The 23487-nt window shown below is 68.1% G+C and carries 16 protein-coding genes and 2 pseudogenes; 9 read left to right on the forward strand and 9 right to left on the reverse strand.

Translation table 11 applies throughout. The annotated features are described in order from the left end of the window. Positions 1 to 113: 113 nt before the first annotated feature. Positions 114 to 896 (reverse strand): PP2C family serine/threonine-protein phosphatase, encoded by a 783-nt coding sequence (locus tag ACG83_RS43055; protein ID WP_235498287.1) that lies wholly within the window; start codon positions 894 to 896, stop codon positions 114 to 116. A gap of 980 nt (positions 897 to 1876) precedes the next feature. On the opposite strand from ACG83_RS43055, the gene ACG83_RS30285 reads away from it, so the two are divergent. Beyond that, positions 1877 to 2092, forward strand: coding sequence for a hypothetical protein (locus ACG83_RS30285; protein WP_054569685.1), 216 nt, complete (start codon positions 1877 to 1879; stop codon positions 2090 to 2092). A gap of 81 nt (positions 2093 to 2173) precedes the next feature. Here the strand turns inward: ACG83_RS30285 and ACG83_RS30290 are convergent, their stop codons facing one another. The 4 genes from ACG83_RS30290 to ACG83_RS30300 all read right to left on the reverse strand — a co-directional run bounded on the left by ACG83_RS30290 (position 2174) and on the right by ACG83_RS30300 (position 6449). Further along, a complete protein-coding gene (locus tag ACG83_RS30290; RefSeq protein ID WP_054569686.1) occupies positions 2174 to 3460 on the reverse strand; it encodes a hypothetical protein in 1287 nt (428 codons plus the stop codon). A 149-nt stretch (positions 3461 to 3609) separates the two neighbouring features. Next, positions 3610 to 4938 carry a toll/interleukin-1 receptor domain-containing protein gene (locus ACG83_RS46210; RefSeq protein ID WP_083473704.1) on the reverse strand — a complete coding sequence of 443 codons (1329 nt, stop codon included), beginning with the start codon at positions 4936 to 4938 and terminating at the stop codon, positions 3610 to 3612. An 888-nt stretch (positions 4939 to 5826) separates the two neighbouring features. Continuing rightward, positions 5827 to 5982 (reverse strand): hypothetical protein, encoded by a 156-nt coding sequence (locus tag ACG83_RS45565; protein ID WP_161934809.1) that lies wholly within the window; start codon positions 5980 to 5982, stop codon positions 5827 to 5829. Positions 5983 to 6179: 197 nt separating this feature from the next. Next, the gene (locus ACG83_RS30300; protein WP_152991562.1) at positions 6180 to 6449 is read right to left on the reverse strand and encodes a hypothetical protein; all 270 of its coding nucleotides are present in this window, start codon (positions 6447 to 6449) and stop codon (positions 6180 to 6182) included. A 263-nt stretch (positions 6450 to 6712) separates the two neighbouring features. On the opposite strand from ACG83_RS30300, the gene ACG83_RS48115 reads away from it, so the two are divergent. Then, positions 6713 to 6835: a hypothetical protein gene (locus tag ACG83_RS48115; protein WP_369812934.1), complete on the forward strand. Its 123-nt coding sequence runs from the start codon at positions 6713 to 6715 to the stop codon at positions 6833 to 6835. Between the two features lie 635 nt (positions 6836 to 7470). After that, positions 7471 to 8061 carry a hypothetical protein gene (locus ACG83_RS30305; RefSeq protein ID WP_152991563.1) on the forward strand — a complete coding sequence of 197 codons (591 nt, stop codon included), beginning with the start codon at positions 7471 to 7473 and terminating at the stop codon, positions 8059 to 8061. Positions 8062 to 8070: 9 nt separating this feature from the next. On the opposite strand, the gene ACG83_RS30310 is transcribed toward ACG83_RS30305, so the two are convergent. Both ACG83_RS30310 and ACG83_RS47095 read right to left on the reverse strand, forming a co-directional pair. Further along, complete coding sequence (locus tag ACG83_RS30310) at positions 8071 to 8280, reverse strand: ribbon-helix-helix protein, CopG family (RefSeq protein WP_054569690.1); 210 nt, start codon at positions 8278 to 8280, stop codon at positions 8071 to 8073. Between the two features lie 1403 nt (positions 8281 to 9683). After that, positions 9684 to 10022 carry a hypothetical protein gene (locus ACG83_RS47095; protein WP_235498288.1) on the reverse strand — a complete coding sequence of 113 codons (339 nt, stop codon included), beginning with the start codon at positions 10020 to 10022 and terminating at the stop codon, positions 9684 to 9686. A gap of 489 nt (positions 10023 to 10511) precedes the next feature. Between ACG83_RS47095 and ACG83_RS30320 the strand changes: the two genes are divergently transcribed. The 3 genes from ACG83_RS30320 to ACG83_RS30330 all read left to right on the forward strand — a co-directional run bounded on the left by ACG83_RS30320 (position 10512) and on the right by ACG83_RS30330 (position 13668). Then, the gene (locus tag ACG83_RS30320; protein WP_054569692.1) at positions 10512 to 10850 is read left to right on the forward strand and encodes a hypothetical protein; all 339 of its coding nucleotides are present in this window, start codon (positions 10512 to 10514) and stop codon (positions 10848 to 10850) included. A gap of 1649 nt (positions 10851 to 12499) precedes the next feature. Beyond that, positions 12500 to 13366, forward strand: coding sequence for a helix-turn-helix transcriptional regulator (locus tag ACG83_RS30325; protein WP_054569693.1), 867 nt, complete (start codon positions 12500 to 12502; stop codon positions 13364 to 13366). A gap of 80 nt (positions 13367 to 13446) precedes the next feature. Next, a complete protein-coding gene (locus ACG83_RS30330; protein WP_054569694.1) occupies positions 13447 to 13668 on the forward strand; it encodes a hypothetical protein in 222 nt (73 codons plus the stop codon). 567 nt (positions 13669 to 14235) lie between these two features. Here the strand turns inward: ACG83_RS30330 and ACG83_RS30335 are convergent. Then, a complete protein-coding gene (locus tag ACG83_RS30335) occupies positions 14236 to 16668 on the reverse strand; it encodes a WD40 repeat domain-containing serine/threonine protein kinase (protein WP_054569695.1) in 2433 nt (810 codons plus the stop codon). A gap of 293 nt (positions 16669 to 16961) precedes the next feature. On the opposite strand from ACG83_RS30335, the pseudogene ACG83_RS44680 reads away from it, so the two are divergent. The 3 genes and pseudogenes from ACG83_RS44680 to ACG83_RS30345 all read left to right on the forward strand — a co-directional run. Further along, positions 16962 to 17150: pseudogene (locus ACG83_RS44680) on the forward strand (DDE-type integrase/transposase/recombinase); the annotation flags it as partial. A gap of 196 nt (positions 17151 to 17346) precedes the next feature. Continuing rightward, a complete protein-coding gene (locus ACG83_RS30340; RefSeq protein ID WP_161934726.1) occupies positions 17347 to 21348 on the forward strand; it encodes a helix-turn-helix domain-containing protein in 4002 nt (1333 codons plus the stop codon). Positions 21349 to 21813: 465 nt separating this feature from the next. After that, entirely contained in the window at positions 21814 to 22905 is a 1092-nt protein-coding gene (locus tag ACG83_RS30345; protein WP_161934810.1) for a hypothetical protein, read from the forward strand. A 97-nt stretch (positions 22906 to 23002) separates the two neighbouring features. Here ACG83_RS30345 and ACG83_RS30350 read toward each other — a convergent pair. Further along, positions 23003 to 23182: pseudogene (locus ACG83_RS30350) on the reverse strand (IS6 family transposase); the annotation flags it as partial. Positions 23183 to 23487: the final 305 nt, after the last annotated feature.

Genomic DNA, 23487 nt, shown 5'->3' on the forward strand with positions numbered 1-23487 from the left:
CGGTCTCGCGCGCGCAGCGGCTGCCCGATCCGGTAGGGCGCCTCGGGGGGCTTGGCCGGGGGTCTGGGGCCTGGGATCCCCGAGCGTTACCGGGCTCTGGAGCAAGTCATCCGTTAGGAAGCCACGACCAGGTCAGCCACGACAATCGTGGTGTCATCCCGGGCTCCGGACAGCAGCGCGGCCTCGACCAGAGCGTCCGCGGTCCGCTCCGGGGGCTCGGCGCCGAGCTCGGTCATGAGCCCGAGCAACTGCTCCGGCGTCATCATCTTGGTGATCCCGCCGCTCCCGAGGATGACCCGATCACCGGCCCGCACAGGTTCGGGAAGGATGTCGCTTTCGATCCCGTCCGCAAGTCCGATCGCGTTGAGCAGCGGGCCGTTCTTGATCGCATGCGGCGTTGTGATCTGATAAGGGCGTCCCTTCTGCGTCTGGATCCAGACCGAGCTGTCGCCGACGTGGGCGATGAACAGGGTCTCCCCGACCGCCTGCTGCCGGCCGAGCACCACGATGTCCAGCGTGCAGGCCATACCCCGCCAGGCTGGATTCTCCCGGGCCTTCTCCCGCACGACCTGGTTGGCCCGCGCGACCGCGTAGCGCAGCCCCTCGACGGGATCCTGGGCGTACTGGGGTCGGAAGCCGGTGACGGTGGTGACCGTCAGGGTGGACGCGATCTGCCCCGTGGCCTCGCCGCCGACGCCGTCGGAGACGGCGAGCAGCCTGTCGGAGACGACCCAGGCATCCTCGTTCGGGCCGCCTTTCTTCCCGCGGCGGCTTCGGCCGGCGGCGACGAACCGCAGCGTCGGTGCCGCGGTCTGGGCCGGTTCGATGTAGCCCGACAGGCCATGGCCGGTGTTGTCAGCCGCTAGCCGGTAGACGGAATCGTCTGGCCTCTCCATCGCCAATCGGTAGACGGGCTCGGACTGGTGCGGGCGACCGGTAGGCGGTGGGCTCCATCCCGTATCGTCGTCGCGCGGATCAGGGCGGTGTGGATGTCCACTGGGCGGCAGCGTCCACCCCGTACCGTCCGGGTCCGAGCAGCCGCTCATGTGGATGTCCTCGTCGTCCGCGTCGGGGCTGGCCGGGGCGACCCCATCGGAGCCAGGCACGCTGGTGGGAAGGGAACCAGCGACGCTGTCCCCAGGCGGTGCAGGACTCCCGAGCGTTAAGGGCTCCTCGTCGTCCGCGTCGGGGCTGGCCGGGGCGACCCCATCGGAGCCAGGCACGCTGGTGGGAAGGGAACCAGCGACGCTGTCCCCAGGCGGCGCGGGACTCCCGAGCGTTAAGGGCTCCTCGTCCATGGCCTTGTCCCACCGCTGTCTTAGGACCTCAGTAAACGTCCGTGGGTCATCCTCGGAGAGACTCGTCCACCGCGGGGCCGACAGATCGCGGCCGGCTATGCGCGCCAAAGCCATGACGACCGCCTGCACGTTGGCCCAGGCAGGGACCGTCTTGCCTTGAAGCATTCTGCGGATCGTTTCCCGGCTCGCGGTACCGGTGCGTTCGGAGTCCTTCTCCATCTCGATACAGATGTGCCGCAGTGTGGGTCGTCCGGCCGCGCGGTAGTGCACGAACAACTCGCCGACAAAGTCGCGGCGAGGGCCCGGAGGGAGCTCTCCCTCGCCCGGCATACGGATGATCTTCGGCATCGGTCTTCGGGCCTTTCTGTACCGCCCTGCCTGACCGGCGAAGCCTACTGTTGGCAACTTCTGGCACACGAGGGCGACGTACGTCCTGCGACACCACCCTCCCGTCAGGCCGTGACAGGCATTCGCACGATTGATCCATCGCTGGTTGGTGCCATGAAGCTGGAAGTCAGGGCAGCGGACCGACGCGGGTCGGAGCCGCTTCGATGACGGCCGTCCGAGGGAGATCCGTGGTGTCTGTGTCTGTCGACCCGTTCCCGTTGCTGGTCCGGGTCCTCGTGGTGGCGCTGTGCGCCGCCGTGTCTGCCATTGCCGCGCTGGTCGCCGGCATCCTGGTCCGGCTGGACGGGGCAAGCATGGCCAGCGCGGCCCTTACCGGCAGCGGGGCGTTTGCCAGCACACTGATCCTGGCGCTCGTCGTGGCCGGGGTGCTGGCACGGGGGTTGTAGCGGTCGATAGCGCCCGGATGCGAAGAATTACCGGGCACCAGGACGGCGGGCGGCCGGAGGCGGGTACCCGCATGCGCCCGCCTACCAGGTGGGCGCATCCGCGATCCGCCCGTGCGCGTCGAACCCGAACCGCCGCAGCCGATCATCCCCTGCCGCGGCCAGCAGCTCAGCCAGTCGGTCGGCGGCGTACTCGTCGCCGGCGTCGGCGCGGGCCCGCAGTTCGTCTCGCTTTCCCGCTTGGGCCAGCAGCTCGGCCAGTCGGTCGGCAGCGTTCCGGTCGCCGGTGTCAGCGCGGGCCCGCAGGATGTCGATCGCGGCTTGCCGCTCCCCCGCCTCGGCCAGCAGCTCGGCCAGCCGGTAGGTGGCGTGCCGGTCGCCGGCGTCGGCGCGAGCGCACAGTTCGTCGCGGTCTCCCGCCTGGGCCAGCAGCTCGGCCAACTCGCGGGCGGCGTTCCAGTCGCCGGCGTCGGCGCGAGCGCACAGCTCGTCGCGGTCTCCCGCCTCGGCCAGCAGCCCGGCCAGCCGGGCGGCGGCGTCCCAGTCGCCGGCGTCGGCGCGGGAACGCAGCTCGTCGCGGTCTCCCGCCTCGGCCAGCAGCCCGGCCAGCCGGCTGGCAGCGTTCCAGTCGCCGGCGTCGGCGCGAGCGCGCAGCTCGTCGCGGTCTCCCGCCTCGGCCAGCAGCCCGGCCAGCCGATAGGCGGCGTTCCAGTCGCCGGCGTTGGCGGGGGCGCACAGGATGTCGATCGCGGCTTGCCGCTCCCCCGCCTCGGCCAGCAGCTCGGCCAGCCCGCGGGCGGCGAACCCGTCGCCAGCGTCGGCGCGAGCGCACAGCTCGTCGCGGTCTCCCGCCTGAGCCAGCAGCTCGGCCAACTCGCGGGCGGCGAATCCGTCGCCGGCGTCGGCGCGGGAACGCAGGATGTCGAGCGCGGCTTGCCGCTCCCCCACCTCGGCCAGCAGCCCGGCCAGCCGATAGGCGGCGTACCCGTCGCCGGCGTCGGCGCGGGAACGCAGCTCGTCGCGGTCTCCCGCCTCGGCCAGCAGCCCGGCCAGCCGGGCGGCGGCATTCCGGTCGCCGGCGTCGGCGCGGGAACGCAGCTCGTCGCGGTCTCCCGCCTCGGCCAGCAGCCCGGCCAGCCGGCCGGCGGCGTCCCCGTCGCCGGCGTCGGCTTGACGGCGTAGGAGGGGGATGGCGGTGGTGTAGATCCGCCGGTTAAGGGCGCTGGTGGTGACGGGTTCGAGGTCGTCAGGGTGGGTGAGGTGGTCGCGCAGTGCGGTCCAGAGGCTGGCGGGGCCGCGCTCAAGGTGGCGGGCGCTGGTGGTGTGGTGAAGGAGGTAGTCGGCGACGGTGTAGCCGGCGAGCTGGCGCATGCCGATGCCGGCGGGGTTGAGGGTGGCGGTGGCGCCGTGCAGGGGGGTGGTGGCGTAGGCGAGGGCGTGTTCGAACCAGTTCGCCGGGGCGGTGGCCTGCTGGCGGGGGGTGCAGTAGTCGGGGGCGGCGGCGCGCAGCAGGTCTGCGGTCAGCGGGGTGCGGACGCCGAGGCGTGCGGCGTCGAGGGCGGCGGTGACAACGGCCCAGGCGTAGGGGGCGTCGGATTTGGCGCTGGTCCAGTGACGGAGCAGGGCAGGGGCGGCGGCGAGGGTCTGGGTGAGTCCGTCGTCGGGGTTGTCGAGTCCGGCCTGGATCCGCGGGTCCCCGGTGGCCGCACGGGCGCGGGTCTGTTCGGTGAGGGTGAGCTGGCTGTCGATGTCGACGACGGCGGCTTGGCGCAGGGTGTCGCGTTCCCACCGGTACGGGTCGTCGCGGGTGCCGGGGGGTGGTCGTCGCGGGTGCCGGGGGGTGGGGGTGTGGTGAAGGCGCGGTAGCGCTCGGGCCAGATCGTGCCGACGAGCACGACCGGGACTGGGGCGTCGAGGAGGGCGCTGACGGTGGTGGCGGTCAGGCCGTGCTCGCCGTTGAGGTAGGTCTGGATCTCGTCTAGCCACAGCACGGTGCGAGTCGGGGGTGCGGCTGCCAGTGTGGTGATCTGAGTGGGGCTGGTGGGGCGTAGCAGCCACCAGTCGCCCAGCTCGGCGCGGATGGCCTCGAACGCACAGCGGGTCTTCCCCGCGGAGGAACCGCCGACGAGCAGCACGAACCCACCCCGTCCGGCGGCGGTGCGGAGCCGGGCCCGGATCCCGGTGACGGGCTGGTGGTCGATGTCGCGGTCGACGTAGGCGGGCAGGGTCTCGTCGGCGGCGCCGGGCAGATGGATCGCCCGGTGCACCCCCAACCGGTAAGGATCGGCATTGATGACTCGCACCGCCCCCGTCGGGGGATCGACCAAGGCCGCCGGCGCCACGCCCTGTCCCGATGGGCCGCCCGGGAAGACCGCCCCCACCGGGACCGGGGTGGGCCCCCCAGGGAAACCGGGAGAGACCCGGGCCGGGACGGCCAGGCCGACGGCCTCGACCAGCCGGCGGCGGGCGGTAGGCTCGTCGGCGCCGTGCAGGTCGCGGTAGGCGATGGTGGCCAGCACCGGCGGGATCGCACAGTCGGTGACCCGGAGTGGGGTCAGCGTGTTCCCGGCCAGAGCGCCGGTCCATTCTTGGGTACACCAGTGCGATGCGAAGTAGGCATCCGAGCAGATCGCCACCGTGCGGGCGGCCAGCGTCATCTGCTCGTTGATCCACGCCACGAAGTTCGTCCCCGCCGGTGAGTCCCACGCCTGCACCCGAACCCGCTGGCCCTCGGCCTCCAACACCGCGGCGACCCACAGCGCCCACACCTCGTCCGCCCCCGTGTAAGAGACGAAAGCATCAACCCCCACCAGCCCGCCCGGCGCCGTGGTGGGATCTCCCGAGCTCATAACCACTCACCCTGCCACGTAACGCGATCAATCTGGCGCGCCACGCGTCCTGTCACGTCAAGCGCCGTTGTGCTGCACCGGTGACGCCGGGCACGGTCATAACGTGAGGGCAAGGCGGGCGGTCACCTCGACCGGCGTCAGGCAGGCACAGCTTCGGCTACGATCGCCGCTTCGTTTTGGCAGTCACGGCACTCCCGTTCTGAGCCTCTGTCCATCAGGAGGGAGCGGGCTCTAGGTCTCGGCGAGCAGCTGGATTGGCTATGCCGGTCACGGCGAGCACCAACTGCTGGCGACGATGGGCACCAGACCAGGATCCGGCGGGTCGATGTCGGGGAGAACGAGCACCACGGTGGCGAGCCTGTGCGCGGGTGCCACCGCGGCGCCTCCTAGCTGCGCTTTGCCTGGTACGAAACGGGACCGGGCCGGTCGACCGGCCGGAGACACAGGGTGCGCTGGCAGCACGATGCGCCCTGTGGTGCTCGAACTCAGCGACATCGCGACGGATGGGACGCGGCTCCGCGGTGCTCGTGACGGCCGACATTCGGTGCCCGGTCTCGGATACGTACCCGCCGGATCGAGTGACCGTCGTCGTCTAACAGCCGCCCCAGCCAGCGCCAGGATCTCGGAGAAGTCCCGAGAAGCCTGTGCTCGGGCTCGGACCGGGCAGCCGTTCCACCCGGCTGGCAGACTCTCCTAGCTGGTGGTGAGCATGCGGGTGCCGTCGGGGTGCCAGATGCTGCTGGTGGCGCCGATACGGGGGGCCGGTGAGGGTGAGGTGGAGTTCGCCGCGCTAGGCGCGACTCGTCTCGAAGCACGCTCGAGCCGAGTTCATGCTCCACTCGGAGCCCGTTCACGGAAGTCTCGATCATGACTCGTCGCTGCTCGGGTTCAGGCGACATGGCCGAGGTCAACCGGCCTGACCGCGCCGCTTGCCAGCGCCCCCGGGCACGCCACCTGCCCCGCCCGCGCGTGCACCTTCGGGCGTGTCGCGTCCGCCGACCGCCCGACCGCGTCGACCACGACGTTCGCCAGATGCGGCAGCACGACCCCAAGACCAGGGAGATCGCACCAGCCCGATCCTCGCGCCCCAGCACCAATGGTTGATCAATCGCTGGTGCCGGTTCGATCGCTGAGTAGGCCCGAGGCGCGGTGCCAGGATTGCTCCCGGCCCGTTTCCCCGGGCCTCTCACCGAACCCGCCGTGCCGATCTTGCGGCAACGGGCTCTTCACAGTTCCGCCTGTCAGGATGTGGGCGCGGGGATCCAGGGGTTGGGGATGTTGCCGGCCCGGTAGCGGCAACGGCTGACCGTGACCGCGTCGATCCGGAACAGTTCGGTCCCACCCTCCGTTATCGGTTGCCACCGCCCGGTCGGGTCGATGAGCCGCCGGCGGACGTCCGTCCATCTCCAGCGGTGCCGATGGCGTAGCATGCGGATCAGCCGCCACCAGGCGAACCGTTCCGCCTTGCCGAAGGTGTGTTTCGCCACGGCATGCCGAAAGAATTGGACCACCGGCGCAGAATCCCCGTTTTCGTTCCCACTGGACACGGAAATCCAGGAAATCGAACCCGTCCACCATGTGTACCGCCCAGGTCTTCACCTCGAAAGCCGAGGAACGCTTTCACCAGCGCCACACTGAACGACCCGGTCCGCCACCACGGGAATCCCGATAATCTGGATCCCGCGGGCGGAGGCTGACGGCGACATCACCGTGTACGGAGGAGGCGGCCGCTCCAGCGGCTCCTAGGGATGGCGGGCCCGCCACCGAAGCCCGGATTTCGTATCCGCCGGGTGTGGCTATCGATAGAAACGAAAATGTCTACATCGCGGACGCAGGCAGCAGTCGGGTGCGTCACGCAAATCCCGGAGGTACCACCACCTTCGCCGGAACCCGCTGATGCGGGTTCCGGCGAAGGCCGGCGCGCTACCAAGGCTTGGCCTCAGGACCGACCGGAATCGGAGAGTCCTGCGCCTGTGTCGCGGACGCCGGGGACCGGTGGGTACGACGGGTCAGCGGCAACGGCTGGCCGTGGTGTCGGACCTGGGGCCCGGTTCCAGAAGCGGTCGGTGTGGCCGTGGTGCGCAGGGCTGGGCGGCACCGTCGAGCCCGGTGAAGGCCGTGGCCAGCCTCGTCCTAGGTCGGTGCGGCGACAGTGTCGTCTGCGTCATTCCGACTGGTCAACGATGTCGTACCGCGACCTGGATCATCGCCACTCTCACCACTGGTGAACCATGGACGCCAACGAATATGTGCCGCTGGCGGGTGTTGTCGCCGGGTCATCGCCGCCCTGGCGCCGGACCTAACCCCAGTAGCAGGCACGATCCACTACATCGCGACGCTACCTCGCCGGCACGGATCATCCGGGGTGGCACGACTCCGCCCGCGCGACCGATCCGTATTGCCAGCATCGATTTCACCAAAGTATACACTTCGTCACTTGAAGCTATATCCTTGCCCGCTATCGGTCCCTGTGACCGACGACGCGGATGAGGCGGCTGCGGCGTGAGACGGCACCGGGGGGTAGCCATGTCGATGAGCGGCGACGACGAGTCGAGCCGGGGTCAGGTACCGAGTCTTTTCGACCTACTCGGTTGCGGCATCGTTGCAGATGATCAAGCGACCTGCGTCCTCGCGTACACGGGTTCCGCACTTCAGGCCCTGAACGCGACCCACATCAACCTGGGCTCAGCGGTATCGGAGCCCGACGTGCCGGTACTCCTCTTCGAACCCAGTGCCGAGATCAGGTCGTCAAGGCCGGACTCGACATCACGCGAGATACAAACCGAATTCATTATCATGGAAGGCTTCAACCGACTGTTGCCTGACTCCAGGATCGCACTTCTGGAAAACTGGTACGCAACCAGGAATAACGACCGCTACACGCTGCACGACCACAGAGGATTTATGTGGGTCTCGGGGGAGACACGGGCTGATCCTGACTGGGGTGCTGCGGCGCGCAGGAAGAGAAAGGTCCTGGTTCTCTACGGCACAGCACTTGGCATCTCCCAGCCGCCGAATGAGCTCGATACATACCGCGTCGGGGACCGGCGAGCGGAGTTCGAGAAGGCGCGACAGGAAGGGCGGATCGCGACAGCATTCGTCGCGTGGCGCGAAGCGGTCTGATTGCCTCCATCACGCCACTAGAACAATGTCGCGAACGCGCTTTCCCTCGTTGATCTGAATCGTGTGACCTTTCTGGGTCTCGTCCTCCACGAGCTTCAGAATCGCGACCGCACGGCGGACCGCTTCCGTGTACGAGATTCCCCTGCGTTCCGCTATCTCCTTTAGCGCGGCGGCGGTTTCTGAGTTAATGTTTACAGTGAGCCTCGTGTAGTCGGGCATAAGACTTCCCCCATGAAGGCAGAGATATCCAGTTCAGTGAAAAAATGGCTCTAAGCATAGATGCGCGTCGCCCAAGGATCCCCCCTCCCGTTTCTTGGTGGCAAACAGGGTGGGACGGGGCGTGCCAGGAGGCGCCTCGATGCGAGGCGCCATGGAGCGGGCGAAGCGATCGCGTCGTCGTCGGCCACGCAACAGCCCTCTCGAACGCAAGACATCCACCCCGTCACTCTCGGTAGCTGGGCGCTCGCGACGCAAGCCTAGCACGCAGCGTTAGCCCAACTCGCACCCCGTAGCCTTCATAGTGTCATACGGCGTGTCGACGGTACACCCCGATAAGGTGACACTTCACACCAAGGCGCACCTATTCTGTGTGTCTGACGCACGTCATTCGTATGACCCTAGCGTGACGGAGGCTCACCGCAAGCGATAGATGATTGGGGGTGCAGGAACACTGTCCGTGTTGCCCACGACCCCTGTGGCGGCTGGTGGGGCGTGTCGAACGGGCACGGCCACGAGTGCCGTGCCTATGCCCGGACCGCGCGATGCGCGCGACCGCCTGGGCTCGGTGGTCGGCGGACCGCGTGGCGGGGGGCTGTCCTTGCCATGATCCCAATCGCCCATGGAGGACCCGCAAGCGTCAGGGTCGATGGCCTGTGCTGCCTGACAGCGTTGTCCTCCGCTGGCGCGCTATCCCGCCGGAGGATTCGGTACCGACCCGCGGGTGAGGTAGATACGGGCCCGACGGACGACGGTGGCAGCGAACGGAATCGCCCAGCGTGTCGCCGGGGGATGCCCGCGGGTGGTGATCCCAGGTCCAGTTGATCGATACGGCGCCGGCCGGCGGAAACAGCGGGTCATGAACGTGCGGCCCTGGCCGCAGGAGCGGCTTTTGGTAAGCGTGCGCGGCGACGCCGGGCACTGCCACGAGCTCCGGCGTTGTCGGCGCGGGCCCTACGCGCCTCCCGTTTCGCTACGTAGCCAGACGGCGACCACCATCTACCACGACAACTATGTCGTCGGAGGTTCATGGCCGCATTGCGGACAGGGGCTCGGCCCAAGGTGCGCCACGGGGACGGTCATCTGCCCGCTCGCAGGGCCGCGCGTTCGTCGCCGATGTCTGCGCGCGCCCGACCGGGCCCTCCAGAAGACCACAGAGCCTCGCCGTAGGACCGGTCGACCTCGTCGCCCTACCAGGCCGGCTGCCCCCGACTCCACCAGACGTTCGGCCCCTGACATCGCACGGGTTCGCGCGCCGTGCGATGAGGGTCCGAGAAGCGCATAGAACGCGACGAGGTACCCGGCGTCTAGCTGGAGAGGACCACCGTGTGCCCGTTGCCCGGAACGTGCACCCGACCTCGACGGCCGTAGGAGCCCGTTCGAGACCCGGCGAGGAACCGGCGGGATCAGGCCAGCAGAATGATGTTGCGGACGTTCTTGCCCTCGCTCACCTGGATAGCGTGACCCTTCTGGGTCTCGTCCTCAATCAGCTTGAGAAGTGCGACGGCTCGTCGTACCGCCTCCGTGTACGACACCCCGCGAGATTCAGCGACCTGCCTCAGCGCCGCGGCCGTCTCGGTGTTGATGTTGACTGTAAGCCGCGTGTAGCTCGGCATCACACAGGCCCCCCCGTCGCCTCCGCTGGCTTCGAGGTGCGGCACCGTGGAGGGAAACCGCGATGCGACGCCGGCACGGTCCCGTTCGAGGCGGACTCCCATCCGCCCGAGGACCGGCGCCGTGGACAACGCGACACTGCCGACGGAAAAGGCGGACCCCCGTCGCACCGACACGGAACTCGGCCCATTACGCAACCTTCGGTAGCCAGTCGAACACCAAGCGGCGCCGGCGGACGACTTCCATTCCGTCGAGCCTCTCGCTGCTCCCGGCCTCCTATAGTGTCACATGATCATCGCACCGTACACCCGCAGCACACGATCAGATGCCGCATACTTGCCTGCGTGTGACACGAACGCTATACGTCAGACGTACGACGCTTGCGCATCTACGGGGGCCACCTGTCGGGGTACGCTTCGCTCAGCACGCGACGCGGCGTGCCGTCCCGACACAGGCCCACCGGGACCCTCCCCCTCGCAGGAGCACCTGTGACGCACACGGCCGACGAACGTCCAGCACCCAACACGATCAAGGAGGAAGAGGAGCCGGCACCGAACGGTCTCGATGGGGTATACGAACTCAAGGACACCGGGCAGCAGTCGAACGGCAGAAAGTAGATCATGGAGAGCCGTGAGGACGGCAGGGATCCGCACGAAGGAACCGGACCCAATGCCGCCGGTCCCGCTGAACCAATCACCGAGGACGAGACGCCGCAGACAACCACGGTCGCGTCCGTCAGCGCCCCGAAGCCGGCCGAGGCGACGCGCCGCTTCCTCGCGATCGGGGCCCTCGCGCTCATCTGGGTCGTCACACTCACGTTGATGGTCCTGGCGAGCCTGCACTGGACCGACGAGACATTGACCCTTCTTCTCGATCGCGTGTTCGTGCCCATCATGGCGTTCTCCGGACCGGCGTTCGGCTTCTACTTCGCTGTCTCCGAGAACCGGCGGGGAGAGTAGCGGGCGGGGCCCGAGTACAGCGGGACCCTCCTCGAGGTCCCGGTGAGAAGCTCACGGCCCGCCGCAGCGCTCCGGAGTCTCGCCCCCCATCGACCCCACGGACACTGGTCGGGCGCGATAAGACAAACGTGGCCCGCCGCTCTGCGACTAGGCGCAACCGCCCCCGCCTCCGGACTTCGATTCGGCGGTTTCCAGGTCCCATCGGTCGGGTAAGCGCCGCCCCTCCGAATACGGCCCCGACACGCTCGTTGGCCGGTGATCCGGGTCGTGGTCGAACGACAGGCCCCAGGAGCTTGATCCGGGGACGCCACCGGCTTCCTTCCCGCAACGACCCACGGGTCCCGCGGCCGCGTGGCGGCGGACGCGGACGATCTCGTCGTCGGTAGAGGGCACCTCGATGCGGAACACTGCGGAGACCGGCACGAGCGAGGCCAGGCTCCTCTCTTCACCACCACACGGATCGCTTCGACCTTCCCGGTCGCGCTGGGCGCCACCCGGGCCAGATTGTCACTGGGCGCGTCGCAGCCGGGGTGGGAGCGACATTCCTGACGCCGAGGCGGCCGCTCGCGCCCTCCTGGCGACCGAGCGCAAAACCGTGCACGGGCGGCCGCCCGGTCAGCCCACGTTGCTGCAAGCCCCTCGGCGCGCTCCGCGCTGCCGGAGTGCAGGGGCAAACTCCGTGCCGGGACGAGACGGCAGAAGCCCATGCGCCGCCGGTCGCGGCGTTTCGACGTCCCGGCGGGGGCAGTCAACGGCCCGTGGGTTCGTGATGCCGTCGGGCCAACCGTGCTCCCGCCCGCGCGGCGGGAGCCATCTCTCCGCCTAGCGGACCTCGTACACGTCGCCGAGGCCCTCACGAGGCTGCTCATTCTCGACGATCTCGCTCACGGGTGGTTCGGGTGTAGTCACGAAGCTGCTCCTGCGAAGAACGAAGGTGGTCGATGGGCCGGTCCGCGGCCCGACTCGAAGATCGTCGGCCATGCGTCGGAATGCACTACTATGCGACCCTCGATTCTCCAATTTTGCGCCGAGTAGAGCGCATGCGGGTCGACCCGCAGTACCCCTGTCAATGTCTCCGTGACCACCATGTCCCGCATGGCCGACGACGCGACCGGCGGAACGAGCGGAACACCGCGACAGTCAAGCGGCCACGTGCAGGAACATCCAGGCACTCCCGGACGTTCGGCTGGTGAAGTGCAGCCGTGCGTCCTCCGTGGTCGGTCACAAGTCCACCCCTCCCCACCCGAACAGCTCTTCACACCTCCAGGCTAGCATTATGTGCATAACCCGTCGTTGAGCCGCGACGTCGGGTAGACATCTGCATAATTAAGTCTCGCCGGGGCGGGCACGAACGACAGGATCACCGGGTGGCACGGGGGACACCATCAGTCACGAGAGCTGGTGGACGACAGATGTCGGCAACAGGTGAAGCTCGAGGTGCTGGTAGCTTGCGGTATGCGAATATGCGACCCCGCAGCCCCGCATCGCGGGTCGTCGCAGGTCAGGGTAGTCATACGCAGTCGGACGCGCCGGTCGATGGCCAGGCGCGACCGGCCTCGCGGTTCGGCTCCTCGGACACGCACCTCCGTCGGGACGAGCCGACGAGCAGCACGGCCGACAGCGACGCGAGCCCAGAGGTGGCCGACAGGATGAACAAGTCGACCGACGATCCGTCGAGCGGCGTCACAGTCACCCGTCGGCTCGGCGCGGACCTCGCCGCGCTACGGAGAGGCCAGAAGGTCACCGGTCAGCAGCTCGCCGGGCGTCTCCCGATGAGCCAGTCGAAGATCTCCCGGATCGAGACCGGGGCCGTGACTCCCACACCTGAGGACGTGGAGGCGATCGTCCGCGCTCTCGGCCAGGCTGAGGACGTCGTCGCCGACTTCCGCAGTCGAGCGGAGTCTCAGTTCGGTCTTGGCCCCAGCGCCGAGGAACCCGCGGGCCACTACCAGAGCATGTACCAGGAGTACGAGCAACGCTCGACGGAGATCGTCTCCTGGCAGCCGGACCTCGTCCCAGGCCTCCTCCAGACGAGCGGATACGCCACCGCCATCATCAGCAGGTTCGGCAAACTGTTCGATTCCAATAACATGATCAACCTCGTTGACCAGGTCGCTCGACGGCTCGAACGGCAGCGTGTCCTCTACGAAGAGAAGCGCTTCACCTTTGTGATCATGGAGGCGGTGCTCCGCTACGCCGTCACCACGCCGATCGAGATGGCGACGCAGATCGAACATCTTCAGAAGATGGCGAGCCGCCCCAACATCAAGATCGCGATCATCCCGGACGGTGTTCATGCCGCCTACCCACCCGGCCAGGGATTCACGCTCTTCGATGACGCGACTGTTCTCGTGGACATCACGACCACCGTGCTCCGCATCCACGACCCAGCTGACCTCGCCGCCTACCAAAGAATGATCAGGGCGTTCGAGGGGCAGGCGACCGCGGAACGAGACACCCTGTTCCGTAAATACCTAGATCACTACATCAACCTACACAGAGATCAATCGGAATAGCGGCTCCGCGCGGCCTCATCAAGGATGATGGGGAAGGTCCCGCTCGGGACCGGGAATCTCACGCTCTCGAGGAGTTCCGCGTGGCCGACCGTAACGATGAACCGATCGCGTCCACCTGCCCCTCCGGCGCGAACGACTGCCCCGCGGTCTTCCTCGCCGCGGAGCCAGGCCACGTCATCGTCCAAGGCTACGTTGTCGACAACCCAACGCTCGGGACAGGCGAAGGCTGGGTCCGTGTACCCATCGAGCTCATCAAGGACGCACACCTCGCACTCTCCACCGTGAACACGACGCGAGACTAGGCCACGCCGAGCCGTACGCTCCACGCCCTGGGACCGCTCGTCGGCGCAAGGATCTACGCATCGACCAGCGGGCGCCCCGCATCAGTCACCCGAGACGATGGGTCGTCGCACCGACGATGTCGGGAAGTTGTTCACCGAGATGCGGGCATCGGGCGATCATGCGACCACCTACTCCGTGTCTGTCGTGTTCCGGGAAGACGGGCAGACCACCAGAAGGAGCAGCCGAAGCTGACCCGGTTTCGCTCACAGGTAGGGCTTTGAACCGCGGGTCTGTTGCATCCAGCCGAACCAGTCGATCTTGACTGCAGGTCTTCCGCCCTGGAGGCCTCGCAGCCTGCCCGCAGGACGCTCGAAGACGGCCGCGGGGGCCGGCAGCAGCCTGATCACGAGAAGAGCTGCGGCCGAGATCCGTCGCTTTCGCTGGACTGGTCTCGGCCTGCCACGCCCGCAATACACCGGCCGCCGCAACCGTGCTCGGGTGTTCGTCGCCGAGCACCCGCGCGGAGTCGGCGACGGCCCCGTTCCAGAAGATTGACGGCGTCGGTGGTGCGTCCCGCCCGGGGTCCGTCACGGGCATGGCCGGGTGTAGGGGGCGGTGGGCAGCACTGCGGTCCACTCGGCTGCGGTGAGCTGGTTGGCCTCGTCGGCGCAGGCAGTCTCGGTGAGGTGGTCGGGGTCCACGTCCCACAGGAACATGAGGGCGTCGGCGGAGACGACGGCGAGCAGCCTGCTGTCTGGGGCGAAGGCCAGATCGATGGCCAGCGGTCCGCCGCTGGTGGCGAAGGTGGCGAGGGGCTGGGTCTGCTGGCCACGGGCGGCGGTGCTCCATGCCAGCACGGCCGTGTTGTAGCTCTCGCCGCTCTGCACGCCTTGTTCGGTCGTGAGGAGTCTGCTGTCCGGGCTGAAGCTCGCGTTATCGCCTGGGATGGTGGCGAGTGGCCGGGTGTACTCGCCGCGGTCTGCGGTGCTCCACAGGCGGGTGGTTCCACTGGAAGAGCTGGTGGCCAGCCACTTGCCGTCGGAGCTGAGGACAGCGTCGTTGCCTTGGACGGTGGCGAGTGGCCGGGTGTTCTCCCCGCGGATTGTGGTGCTCCACAGGCGGGTGGTTCCACTGGAAGAGCTGGTGGCCAACCATTTGCCGTCGGAGCTGAGGACAGCGTCGTTGCCTTGGACGGTGGCGAGTGGCCGGGTGTTCTCCCCACGGTCCGCGGTGCTCCACAGGCGGGTGACGCCGTCGTCGCCTCCAGTCGCCAGCAACGTGCCATCGTGGCTGAACATCACGGTTTCCGCCAGGCGGGTGGTATGGCTGACGAAAACCGCGAGCACCTCGTGGGTGGCGGTGTTCCACAGCCGTGTGAGACCGTCGTTGCTCGCGACCGCCAGCAACGTACTGTCCTTGCCGAAGACCACGGTCACGATATCGTCCGCATGATCTGTCAGCGTGGCCACCGGCCGGACATCCTTGCCCCGGTCGCCGGTTTTCCACAGCCGCGTCGTGCCGTCGAAGTCACCTGCCGCCAGCAAGGTGCCATCAGGGCTGATGGCGAGGGCCTGCAGCCCGCTGTTGTCACGGTCCGTGGTGAAGGTCGCCAACGGATCGGTGTGGTGGCCCCGGGCGGATGCCTCCCACAGGCGGATGGTTTCACCCATGGTGGTCGTGGCAAGTAGCGTGCTGTCCGGGCTGAACGCCACGCGGGTAAGTAGGTCACCGAAAGAGGCGAGGGGCTGGTCAGGGGCGAGCGCCCTGAGGGCGCTGGCCCCGGCTTCGGGGGTGGGGGCTGTGCGATAGGCGGCGATGGCAAGCCTGCGGGCGAGATCGGGCTGGTCGGCGCTGTTGTCCACCGCCGCGGCGGCCAGCAGGCGGGACCTCTTCTGCGCCTCGGTCTCGGTGCTTGAAGTCTCCTGCCGGGTGGCCTTCGGGGTGGCCTGTGGGGAGGCGGTGCTCGGCCGCGATGACCCGTCGGGGAGCAGGAGCAGGGCCAGGACAGCTGCTGTGACCAGGATGGCCAGTCCGCTCAGAGTCCGTCGCCAGCGGGTGCGCGGCGGCTGGAGGAGAGCATCGCCTGGCTCGTCCTCGGTGGTGGGCGTGCAGCAGTCGGTGCGGCCGGAAGCAGGCGGGACCTCGGTGGCATCGCGGACGGTTGTGTCGAGGTGGAGCGGCAGTCCGGTAGCGGCAATCCAGCCTGGTCCGTACACGCCGGCCGCGGCACGCGCGAGATCGACCGCGAAGGTGTGGGCGTCGGGGTGGCGGTCGTCGGGCTTCTTCGCAAGAGCACGAAGTACGACCTGGGCGATATCCGGAGGAACACCGTCCAGAGGCGGTGGCGGTTCGGTCAGATGCTGGCGGACCAGGGCTCCAAGGGAGAGACGCGGGTCGAAAGGAGACCGGCCCGCAAGGAGCTGGTAGAGGACCACCCCGAGCGCGTACAGGTCGGTAGCCGGGCCGAGCCGGCCTGCCTCGATCTGTTCGGGGGCCATGTACATCGGGGTTCCGGCCATTCCACTGGCGGTGGCCCCCGATCCCTCGAGCAGCTTCGCGATGCCGAAGTCGGTGACTTTCACCGTGTTGTCGGCGGCGAACAGGATGTTGTCGCCTTTGATGTCTCGATGTAACACGCCGCGATCATGAGCGTGTTCGAGAGCGCTGGCCACCGCCAAGCCGACCGCGCAGGACTGCTGAGGGCTCATGTCCGCACGTCGGCGGGTCAGGGTACCACCGGCGAGCAGTTCCATCACGACCAGGCAGAGCCCCTCGGCCTCCACGTAGTGGTAAGCGCGCACCAGATGCGGATGATCCAACGCCGCGAGTACCCGCGCCTCGGCGGCGAAGTCCACGGCCGAGGCGGCGTCCCCACCGTCGGCCGGTATCACCTTGACCGCCACCGAGCGGCCGATGCGCTTGTCCTCCGCGGCCACGACCAGCCCGAACGAACCCCGTCCCAGCTGAGCGCCCAGAACGTAGCCGGGTAACGCCGCAGCTACCTGGTCCCGGTCAATCATGCTGTGGCGAGGCGACGCTCGCCCCACCCTGTATGCCCCGTATGCCCGTCATTGTGCGGCAAGTGTAATCGGCCGATGACGCGCACTGCGCTGTCGGCATTCTGCCAGAGAACAACGTGGCGGCTCTGGTGCGTCAAACCGGGGCTGTCGCGGCGGCCGTGTTCTACACCGGCACCGGACGCCGACGCAACACCCACGCCCCCAACGGGGCTGCCTGAGCCGTGTGCGGGAACAACGCGCCCGCACGGTTCTAAAGTGGGGGCCGCCGCTGGAACGCGGCGGCCCTACTCGACGACCACAGCCGACTCAAAGCACGACTCCGGCCGATGCGCGGGCTGAAGCGCCTCCGATCCGTCCAGACCATCAGCGCCGGACACGCCCTCGTCTAGAACATCCACCGCGGTCACTACGAACTCGGGATCGACATCCACCCGCGGCTGAGGCTGGCAGCCGCGTTCACCGAACTCGTTGTAGCCATCTGACCAGCAGACGCCCGGGCCGCTGGCACGCCCAGCTCCTCCGCATCGCAACAGTGCCGCGCCGAGTGGTACATGAAGCCCTACACCAACCTGTCACGCTTAGCGTTCAAGCTAGCACTGTACGGCTATGATCGATGGACTTGGTGCGGCTGGGTGCGATTTGCCGCGCTGGCGCACGCGTTACGGGGGGAAATCGAGAATGACCGAGGTTGAAACAAAGACGTCTCTGGACGATGTCGCGCCTGATCCAGACGCGATCAAGACGAAGGAAGATTTCGCCCGGCAACTGAGCCTGCTCCGAGAACGGGCTGGTCTCACGATCCGCAATTTGGCGAAGAGAGTGGGCGTTCCGCACACGACAGTTGCCGGATACTTCAGCGGCCGTCATCTCCCCGCGATGGAGCCGGCTGAGTCGCTTCCCAATCTGCTGCGAGCCTGTGGAGTGTCGGATCCGGACGAGCTGGCTCGATGGATGCTCGCGCTGCGGCGAGCCCGCAAGAGCCCGGGGAAGATTGCTGTCGGCGGTCCGGATCCCTACCGGGGGCTCGCCACATACACCTCGGATGATGCTGCACTGTTCTTCGGCCGGGAGCAGCTGGTCCGGTCCGTCGCACAGCGGATGACCTCCTCATCGACGAGCGGACCGTACGTCATTCTCGGGCCGTCGGGCTCGGGGAAGTCGTCCTTTCTCCGCGCGGGCCTGCTACCCAGTCTCCTGGGGGTGGAGCGTGGTGAGGACGGGGCGTTATGGCCGCATGTATTCCTGACGCCGGGTCCCGATCCCTGCGGAGAGCTCCGCCGTGGACTTTCGGAGGCCATCGGTGGATGGTCCGCTGCCGTGCGCGGTGCCGATCCACGCGGGCGGGCTGATGGGGCTGTTGCGCTGGGAAGCGCTGCGGACAGCACTGACGCCGGGCCTGTCGGACGGGACCGGGAGGCCAGCCCGGTCCCGTCCAGTGCGGGACAGCCTCGGCTGATACTGGTCGTGGACCAGTTCGAGCAGCTGTTTCGTGCCTGCCCCTATCCGGAGGAACGGCAGGCCTTCGTGAGGCTGCTTCATGAGATCGCGGCCAGGCAAGTGGATCTCGGAGTTCCGTACGCGCCGCTGGTCATTCTGGCGATGCGGGCGGATTTCGTCGATCAGGCGCTGCGCTTCCCGACGCTGGCGGCAGCCCTGGCCGAGTCCGCGATCATCATTCCGGCGATGGGTGAACCAGAGTTGCGTGGGGCGATCGTGGAACCGGCCCGGTGCTTCGGCGTCGATCCGGAGCCTGGGCTGGTCGAGCTTCTCCTGCGGGAGGTTGCCCCGTCCTCGTGGGACGATGACGCGGCGGCGCACGCTGCGGGCGCGTTGCCGCTGCTGTCACATGCTCTGCTCGCCACCTGGCGACGTGGGTCCCGCCGTGCGCTGACCGTGGCCGACTACCAGCAGGTCGGCGGCATCCAGGGAGCTGTCGCGCGGACCGCCGAAGACCTTTTCAATGGCTTCTCTCCGGCGCAGCAGGCCGTCGTCCGTCGTCTCCTCCTCCGCCTCGTACACCTCGACGAGGGCGCCTCACACACACGCCGGCGACTGCGACGGGCGGAGATCGTCGACGGTCTTCCGGAGGAGGACAGCCGGGAACTGACAGAGATCCTCGACCGGTTCGTCGATCACCGGCTTCTCACGGTCGACGCCGAGACCGTCGAGATCACCCATGAGGCGCTGCTGACGGCCTGGCCCCGCCTGGGGGCGTGGCTCGACGCTGATCGTTCGGGTCTGCTCCTTCATCGTCAGCTCACACGCGCCGCGCGTGAATGGGCTGATTCCGCGCGGGACGCCGACCTTCTTCACAGGGGTACGCGCATGGCGACGACCCGTGAATGGGCCGACGAACCGGCCCATCGTGCCGACCTGAGCCCGCTCGAGGCGGACTTCCTCGACGCGAGCGTCGAAGCGGCGCTGGCGCAGGAGGCCGCGCGCCTGCGACGGACCCGCCGGCTACACCAGACCATCGCCGCGCTCGTCGTCCTTCTCCTTCTCGTGGGCGCGTCGTCGGGATACGCGTTCCACCAGCGTTCTCAGGCCCACGACCAGCGGGACCTCGCCCTATCCCGCCAGGTGGCCATCCGGGCCGAGCAGGTCAGGGAAAGCGACATATCCCTAGCGATGCAGCTCAACGCTGCCGCCTACCGGATCGCCCCGACCGCCGAAGCACGAGGCGGACTGCTCGACGCCTCGGCGATACCGGCAGCCACGCGCCTGCTCGGTTCCGGTGCCACAGGCGGGCAGGCGCTCGCGACCAGCCGCGACGGCACCCAGATCGCGGCCGGCTATACCGACGGGAACATCCACCTCTGGAAGCTTGATCCGCAAGGACACGCCCGGCTGGAGGCCCACCTGCCGCCTGCCACCGGCTCGGTATTCGCTCTCGCGTTCAGCCCTGACGGACGCGTGCTCGTGTCCGGTGGCGCGGACCGGTCCGTCCACCTCTGGGACGTGACCGACCCGGACCGTCCCGTACCCGGCGGCTCTCTCACCCTCGACAGCACCGTGTACTCCCTCTCCTTCAGCCCGGACGGTCGCATGCTGGCTTCGGGTGGAGCGGCGGGGACGGTGCGCCTCTGGGGCATTCCCGCGGGCCGCCCGCCTGTACCGATCGGAAGCCGGCTGCCCGGACCGACACAGGACGTGCACAGCGTCGGCTTCTCCCCGGATGGGCGCACTCTCGTGGCCGGCGGCGAAGACAAAGCCCTGTGGCTCTACGACGTCTCCGATCCACAGCGACCAGTCCAACTGGGCACGCCGATAACCGGCCCCCCACGCAGCGTCCTCTCCGTCGCGTTCAGTCCCTCCGGTGACACGCTCGCCGCCGGCAGCGCTGACAGCGGGGTCTGGCTTTGGAACATCACCGATGTCCACCGACCCGTGGCCGCAGGTGCGCCGCTGACCGATGCCGCCAGTTTCGTGAACGCCATCGTGTTCGCGCCGGATGGACGCGCGCTGCTCGCCGGCGGATCGGACGGCAACGCACGTATGTGGGACCTCGACAGCCGCGCGGTCACCGCGACCCTGCCGCATCCCCAGCCGGTCACCGCTGTCGCGTTCGCCCGTGACGGCCGCTCGCCGGTGACGGGCGCAGCGGACGGTACGACCCGACTGTGGCCCCGCCCCGCTCCCACCCTCGCCGGCCCAACCGGCCGCGTCTTCACCGTCGCGTTCGCCCCGGACCAGCGGTTTCTTGCCACCAGCGGCGCGGACGGTGCCATCCGCCTCTTCGAGGCGACGGATTCCGGGCACTTCTCCGCCATCAATCCGCCGATCACCAGCGCCCAGAAGGACACCACCTACAGCGGTGCGGCAGCAGTCAGTCCGAACGGCCGCATCGTCGCGGCCGGCAGCCTTCAAGGACCGGTCCACCTCTGGGATATCACCGACCCGCGTAAACCGGTGCTCCTCGGGTCGCCGCTGCTGGGCTCCACCGCGGTCGTCGAGTCCGTGGCCTTCAGCCCCGACGGACGAACACTCGCCGTCGCGGGAGACGACAAGACGGTTCGGCTCTGGGACGTGACCAGTCCCCACCGCAGCCGCCTGGTCGCGACCCTCACCGGACACACCCAGCTGATCTACCAGGTCGCGTTCAGCCCGGACAGCGCCCTGCTCGCGACCGGCAGCGTCGACGCGACAGTCCGCCTGTGGGACGTCAGCAGACCGAACCGTCCAGTCGCGGTCGGCGCCCCGCTGACCGAGCCGAACGGATCCATATTCACCGTCGCGTTCAGCCCGGACGGAAACCTTCTCGCTGCCGGCGCGGATGACAAGACCGTGCGCCTCTGGGACATCACCAATCCCCAGCGGCCGACCCCCGCGGCTGATCCACTCACCACCTCGAGTGGTCACCCGTTCTGGATTGCGTTCAGCCCCGACGGCGGCACACTCGCGGCGGCCAACACGGACAGCACCATCAAACTGTGGGGAATGACAAGCAGCCACGAGGAACTCGCGACGCTGAACGCCTCCAGCGAGGATGTCCTCACCGTCGCATTCAGTCCAGACGGTCAGCTTCTCGCGGCCGGCGGCCTCGATCCGGTGATCCGACTCTGGCAAACCGATCCCGAACGCGTTATCGACTACGTGTGTTCGGTCTCCGGCGACCCCATCACACGCGAGGAATGGGAACGCAACGTCCCGGGCGTTCCCTACCGCGCCCCCTGCACCTGAGCGAGACCATAGGCCTCGGGCGGCCGACGGATGCACCCCGCCGCACGGCGCTGGTCAGCGGGCTGCCGGTTGTACGGACTTGCACGGACATAGCTCCGTCCCTGTCCGCAGAGGTCCGTTCACGTTTCGCTGGCGATGCCCCACGCAGCCGCAGGGGCTCACCAGCCTCGGGAGATGAAGTTGAACGCAAACGGCTCACCATATGCCGACGGGACGGTACGCGCACCGCACCAATCCAGATGTTTGTCCAGTGCTCCACGGTCGCCCCAGCGAATCGCGGTTACGACTGTCGCCAGCACCGTTCTGCTCGCCCTAACCCTGGCAATATTCGTGGCGGTGCCGACAGCCCGGCCAGCCAGCGCCGTCGGCGCATTCGACAATGCCCGCGTCGCGGAGGCCGGCAGGAACGAGATCGGCACCCGGAGGGCGACCGGATGGAACCAGCCCGGTGAATGCATAAAATCGGTGCAGCGGTGGGTTGCCGCCGCCGGCGGAACCTTCGGTGCTGGTGGTGTCAACAGTGGATACACCAACTCCGGAGCGGTCGAGATTCCGCTCGCGGAGGCGGCGAAAGGCGACGTCCTGCAGCGCACGAACGGAGGAGACAACGACTGGTCCTTCGCCCACACCGTCGTAGTCGTCGCCAACAAAGGCGGCGGCCTCTACTCGATCGTCCAGTCGAACGCGCCCGGCTACGTGAACGGCACCTGGCGCTCCGACTGGGCCGGACTCGTCACCGAAGTACCCGACTGGCGCGCCACGACCGCACCGGGCGCACCCGCCGGCTGGTACTGGCGAGCCTGGCGCTTCGGGACGGTCCAGAGCAGCGCTCTTCCCCCAGAGAACACGCGCTTCACCCGGAACGGATCCGGTCAGCAGTACCTATCGATGCGCGGTGCCGCGCTGCCGATCAACTACAACGACGCGGTCGCGTTCGACGCCGAAGGAAACCGGTCCACCGGTGTCTACAACGGCCCCCTTCCTCCGGCGACCCTGCCCAACACCACCGTTATCCGTCCGGTCGGTCGACCTGACCAGTTTCTCCTCGTGAACGGGGTCCGGCAGCCAATCGGTGACCCGGCCACCTCGTCCTGCCTGGTGTTCGCCTTCAACCTTCCCGGCGTAGCCGTGGTGCCGGCAAGCTGGGCCGACACGCTGCCCACCGGACCTCAGGCCGCGTGCAGCCTGCCCGACCACACCCGCTTCACCGAGACCGGCTCGCTCGCCCAGTACATCTCCATCCGCGGGGCCGCGCTCCCACTGAGCTACGACGACGCGGTCGCCTATGACAGCGAAGGGCTGCGCACCTACACCCAGCTCCCCGTCGGCTACGTCACCAACCCGATCCACGCACCATCCCAGATACCCGAGAACACGATGCTGCGCGCCGTCGGCTCCCCCAGCCAGTACCTGTACGCGGCCGGGGCCTTGCACGCCGTCGACAATCCAACACTGTCATCCTGCCTCTTCGCCCTGCACCCACAGAACGGCCTCGCCGTGGTCCCGACGAACTGGACGAGCAGCATTCCTCAAGGACACGCCGCTACCTGCAACTGATCTCCCAACGCCGTGAATCGAGCGGTGGCTGGCCGGCTTCGCCCGCCAGCCACCAGTCCCGGAGCGCACTGCCGGCCGCGATAGGGCCATTTCTGCACCGGTACACAGTTACGTGATCAACCTCGATGTCGCGCTCAGCGAGCAGCTCCTCGACGTCCCGGCACGACAGCGCGAACCGTAGGTACCAGCGGGACGCCAGCACGATCACCTCGGGCGGGAACCGGAACCCGACGAACTCCGACGTCGGAACCGGTGGACGGACACGACGTCGGCGCATCGTTCGATCATGACTGATCCGCAGCCGCGTGATGGCGGACTTCGCCGATGCAACACTGCCTGTGTAGGAAAAAGGGATCAAGAAGAGTTCGATTGCAGTATCGATTCGGGCCGTCTCGTTGGCTGTCGGTGGTCATCGGGCTCGCCGTGGTGGGCTGGCCGCTGGTTACCGAGAGTTTGCTGGGTAATGGCAGTGGCCGAGTGTCTGAGGTGGCTGGAGCGCGATCGGTGGCCTTAGCTGGATTGGTTGGGGGATGGATCAGAGCCCCGCGCCGGAGTAGCGGCTACGGAGCTCTGACCTGCCTC

Origin of the sequence: Frankia sp. R43, assembly GCF_001306465.1 — a bacterium.
GTDB classification, from domain to species: domain Bacteria; phylum Actinomycetota; class Actinomycetes; order Frankiales; family Frankiaceae; genus Parafrankia; species Parafrankia irregularis.

Bases quoted from the DNA above. Each gene is read 5' to 3' on its own strand.
- ACG83_RS43055 (WP_235498287.1), bottom strand. From the start codon at position 896: ATGGAGAGGCCAGACGATTCCGTCTACCGGCTAGCGGCTGACAACACC.
- ACG83_RS30290 (WP_054569686.1), bottom strand. From the start codon at position 3,460: ATGCGCCAGCTCGCCGGCTACACCGTCGCCGACTACCTCCTTCACCAC.
- ACG83_RS46210 (WP_083473704.1), bottom strand. From the start codon at position 4,938: ATGAGCTCGGGAGATCCCACCACGGCGCCGGGCGGGCTGGTGGGGGTT.
- ACG83_RS30305 (WP_152991563.1), top strand. From the start codon at position 7,471: ATGAGCGGCGACGACGAGTCGAGCCGGGGTCAGGTACCGAGTCTTTTC.
- ACG83_RS30310 (WP_054569690.1), bottom strand. From the start codon at position 8,280: ATGCCCGACTACACGAGGCTCACTGTAAACATTAACTCAGAAACCGCC.
- ACG83_RS30320 (WP_054569692.1), top strand. From the start codon at position 10,512: ATGGAGAGCCGTGAGGACGGCAGGGATCCGCACGAAGGAACCGGACCC.
- ACG83_RS30325 (WP_054569693.1), top strand. From the start codon at position 12,500: ATGAACAAGTCGACCGACGATCCGTCGAGCGGCGTCACAGTCACCCGT.
- ACG83_RS30335 (WP_054569695.1), bottom strand. From the start codon at position 16,668: ATGATTGACCGGGACCAGGTAGCTGCGGCGTTACCCGGCTACGTTCTG.
- ACG83_RS30340 (WP_161934726.1), top strand. From the start codon at position 17,347: ATGACCGAGGTTGAAACAAAGACGTCTCTGGACGATGTCGCGCCTGAT.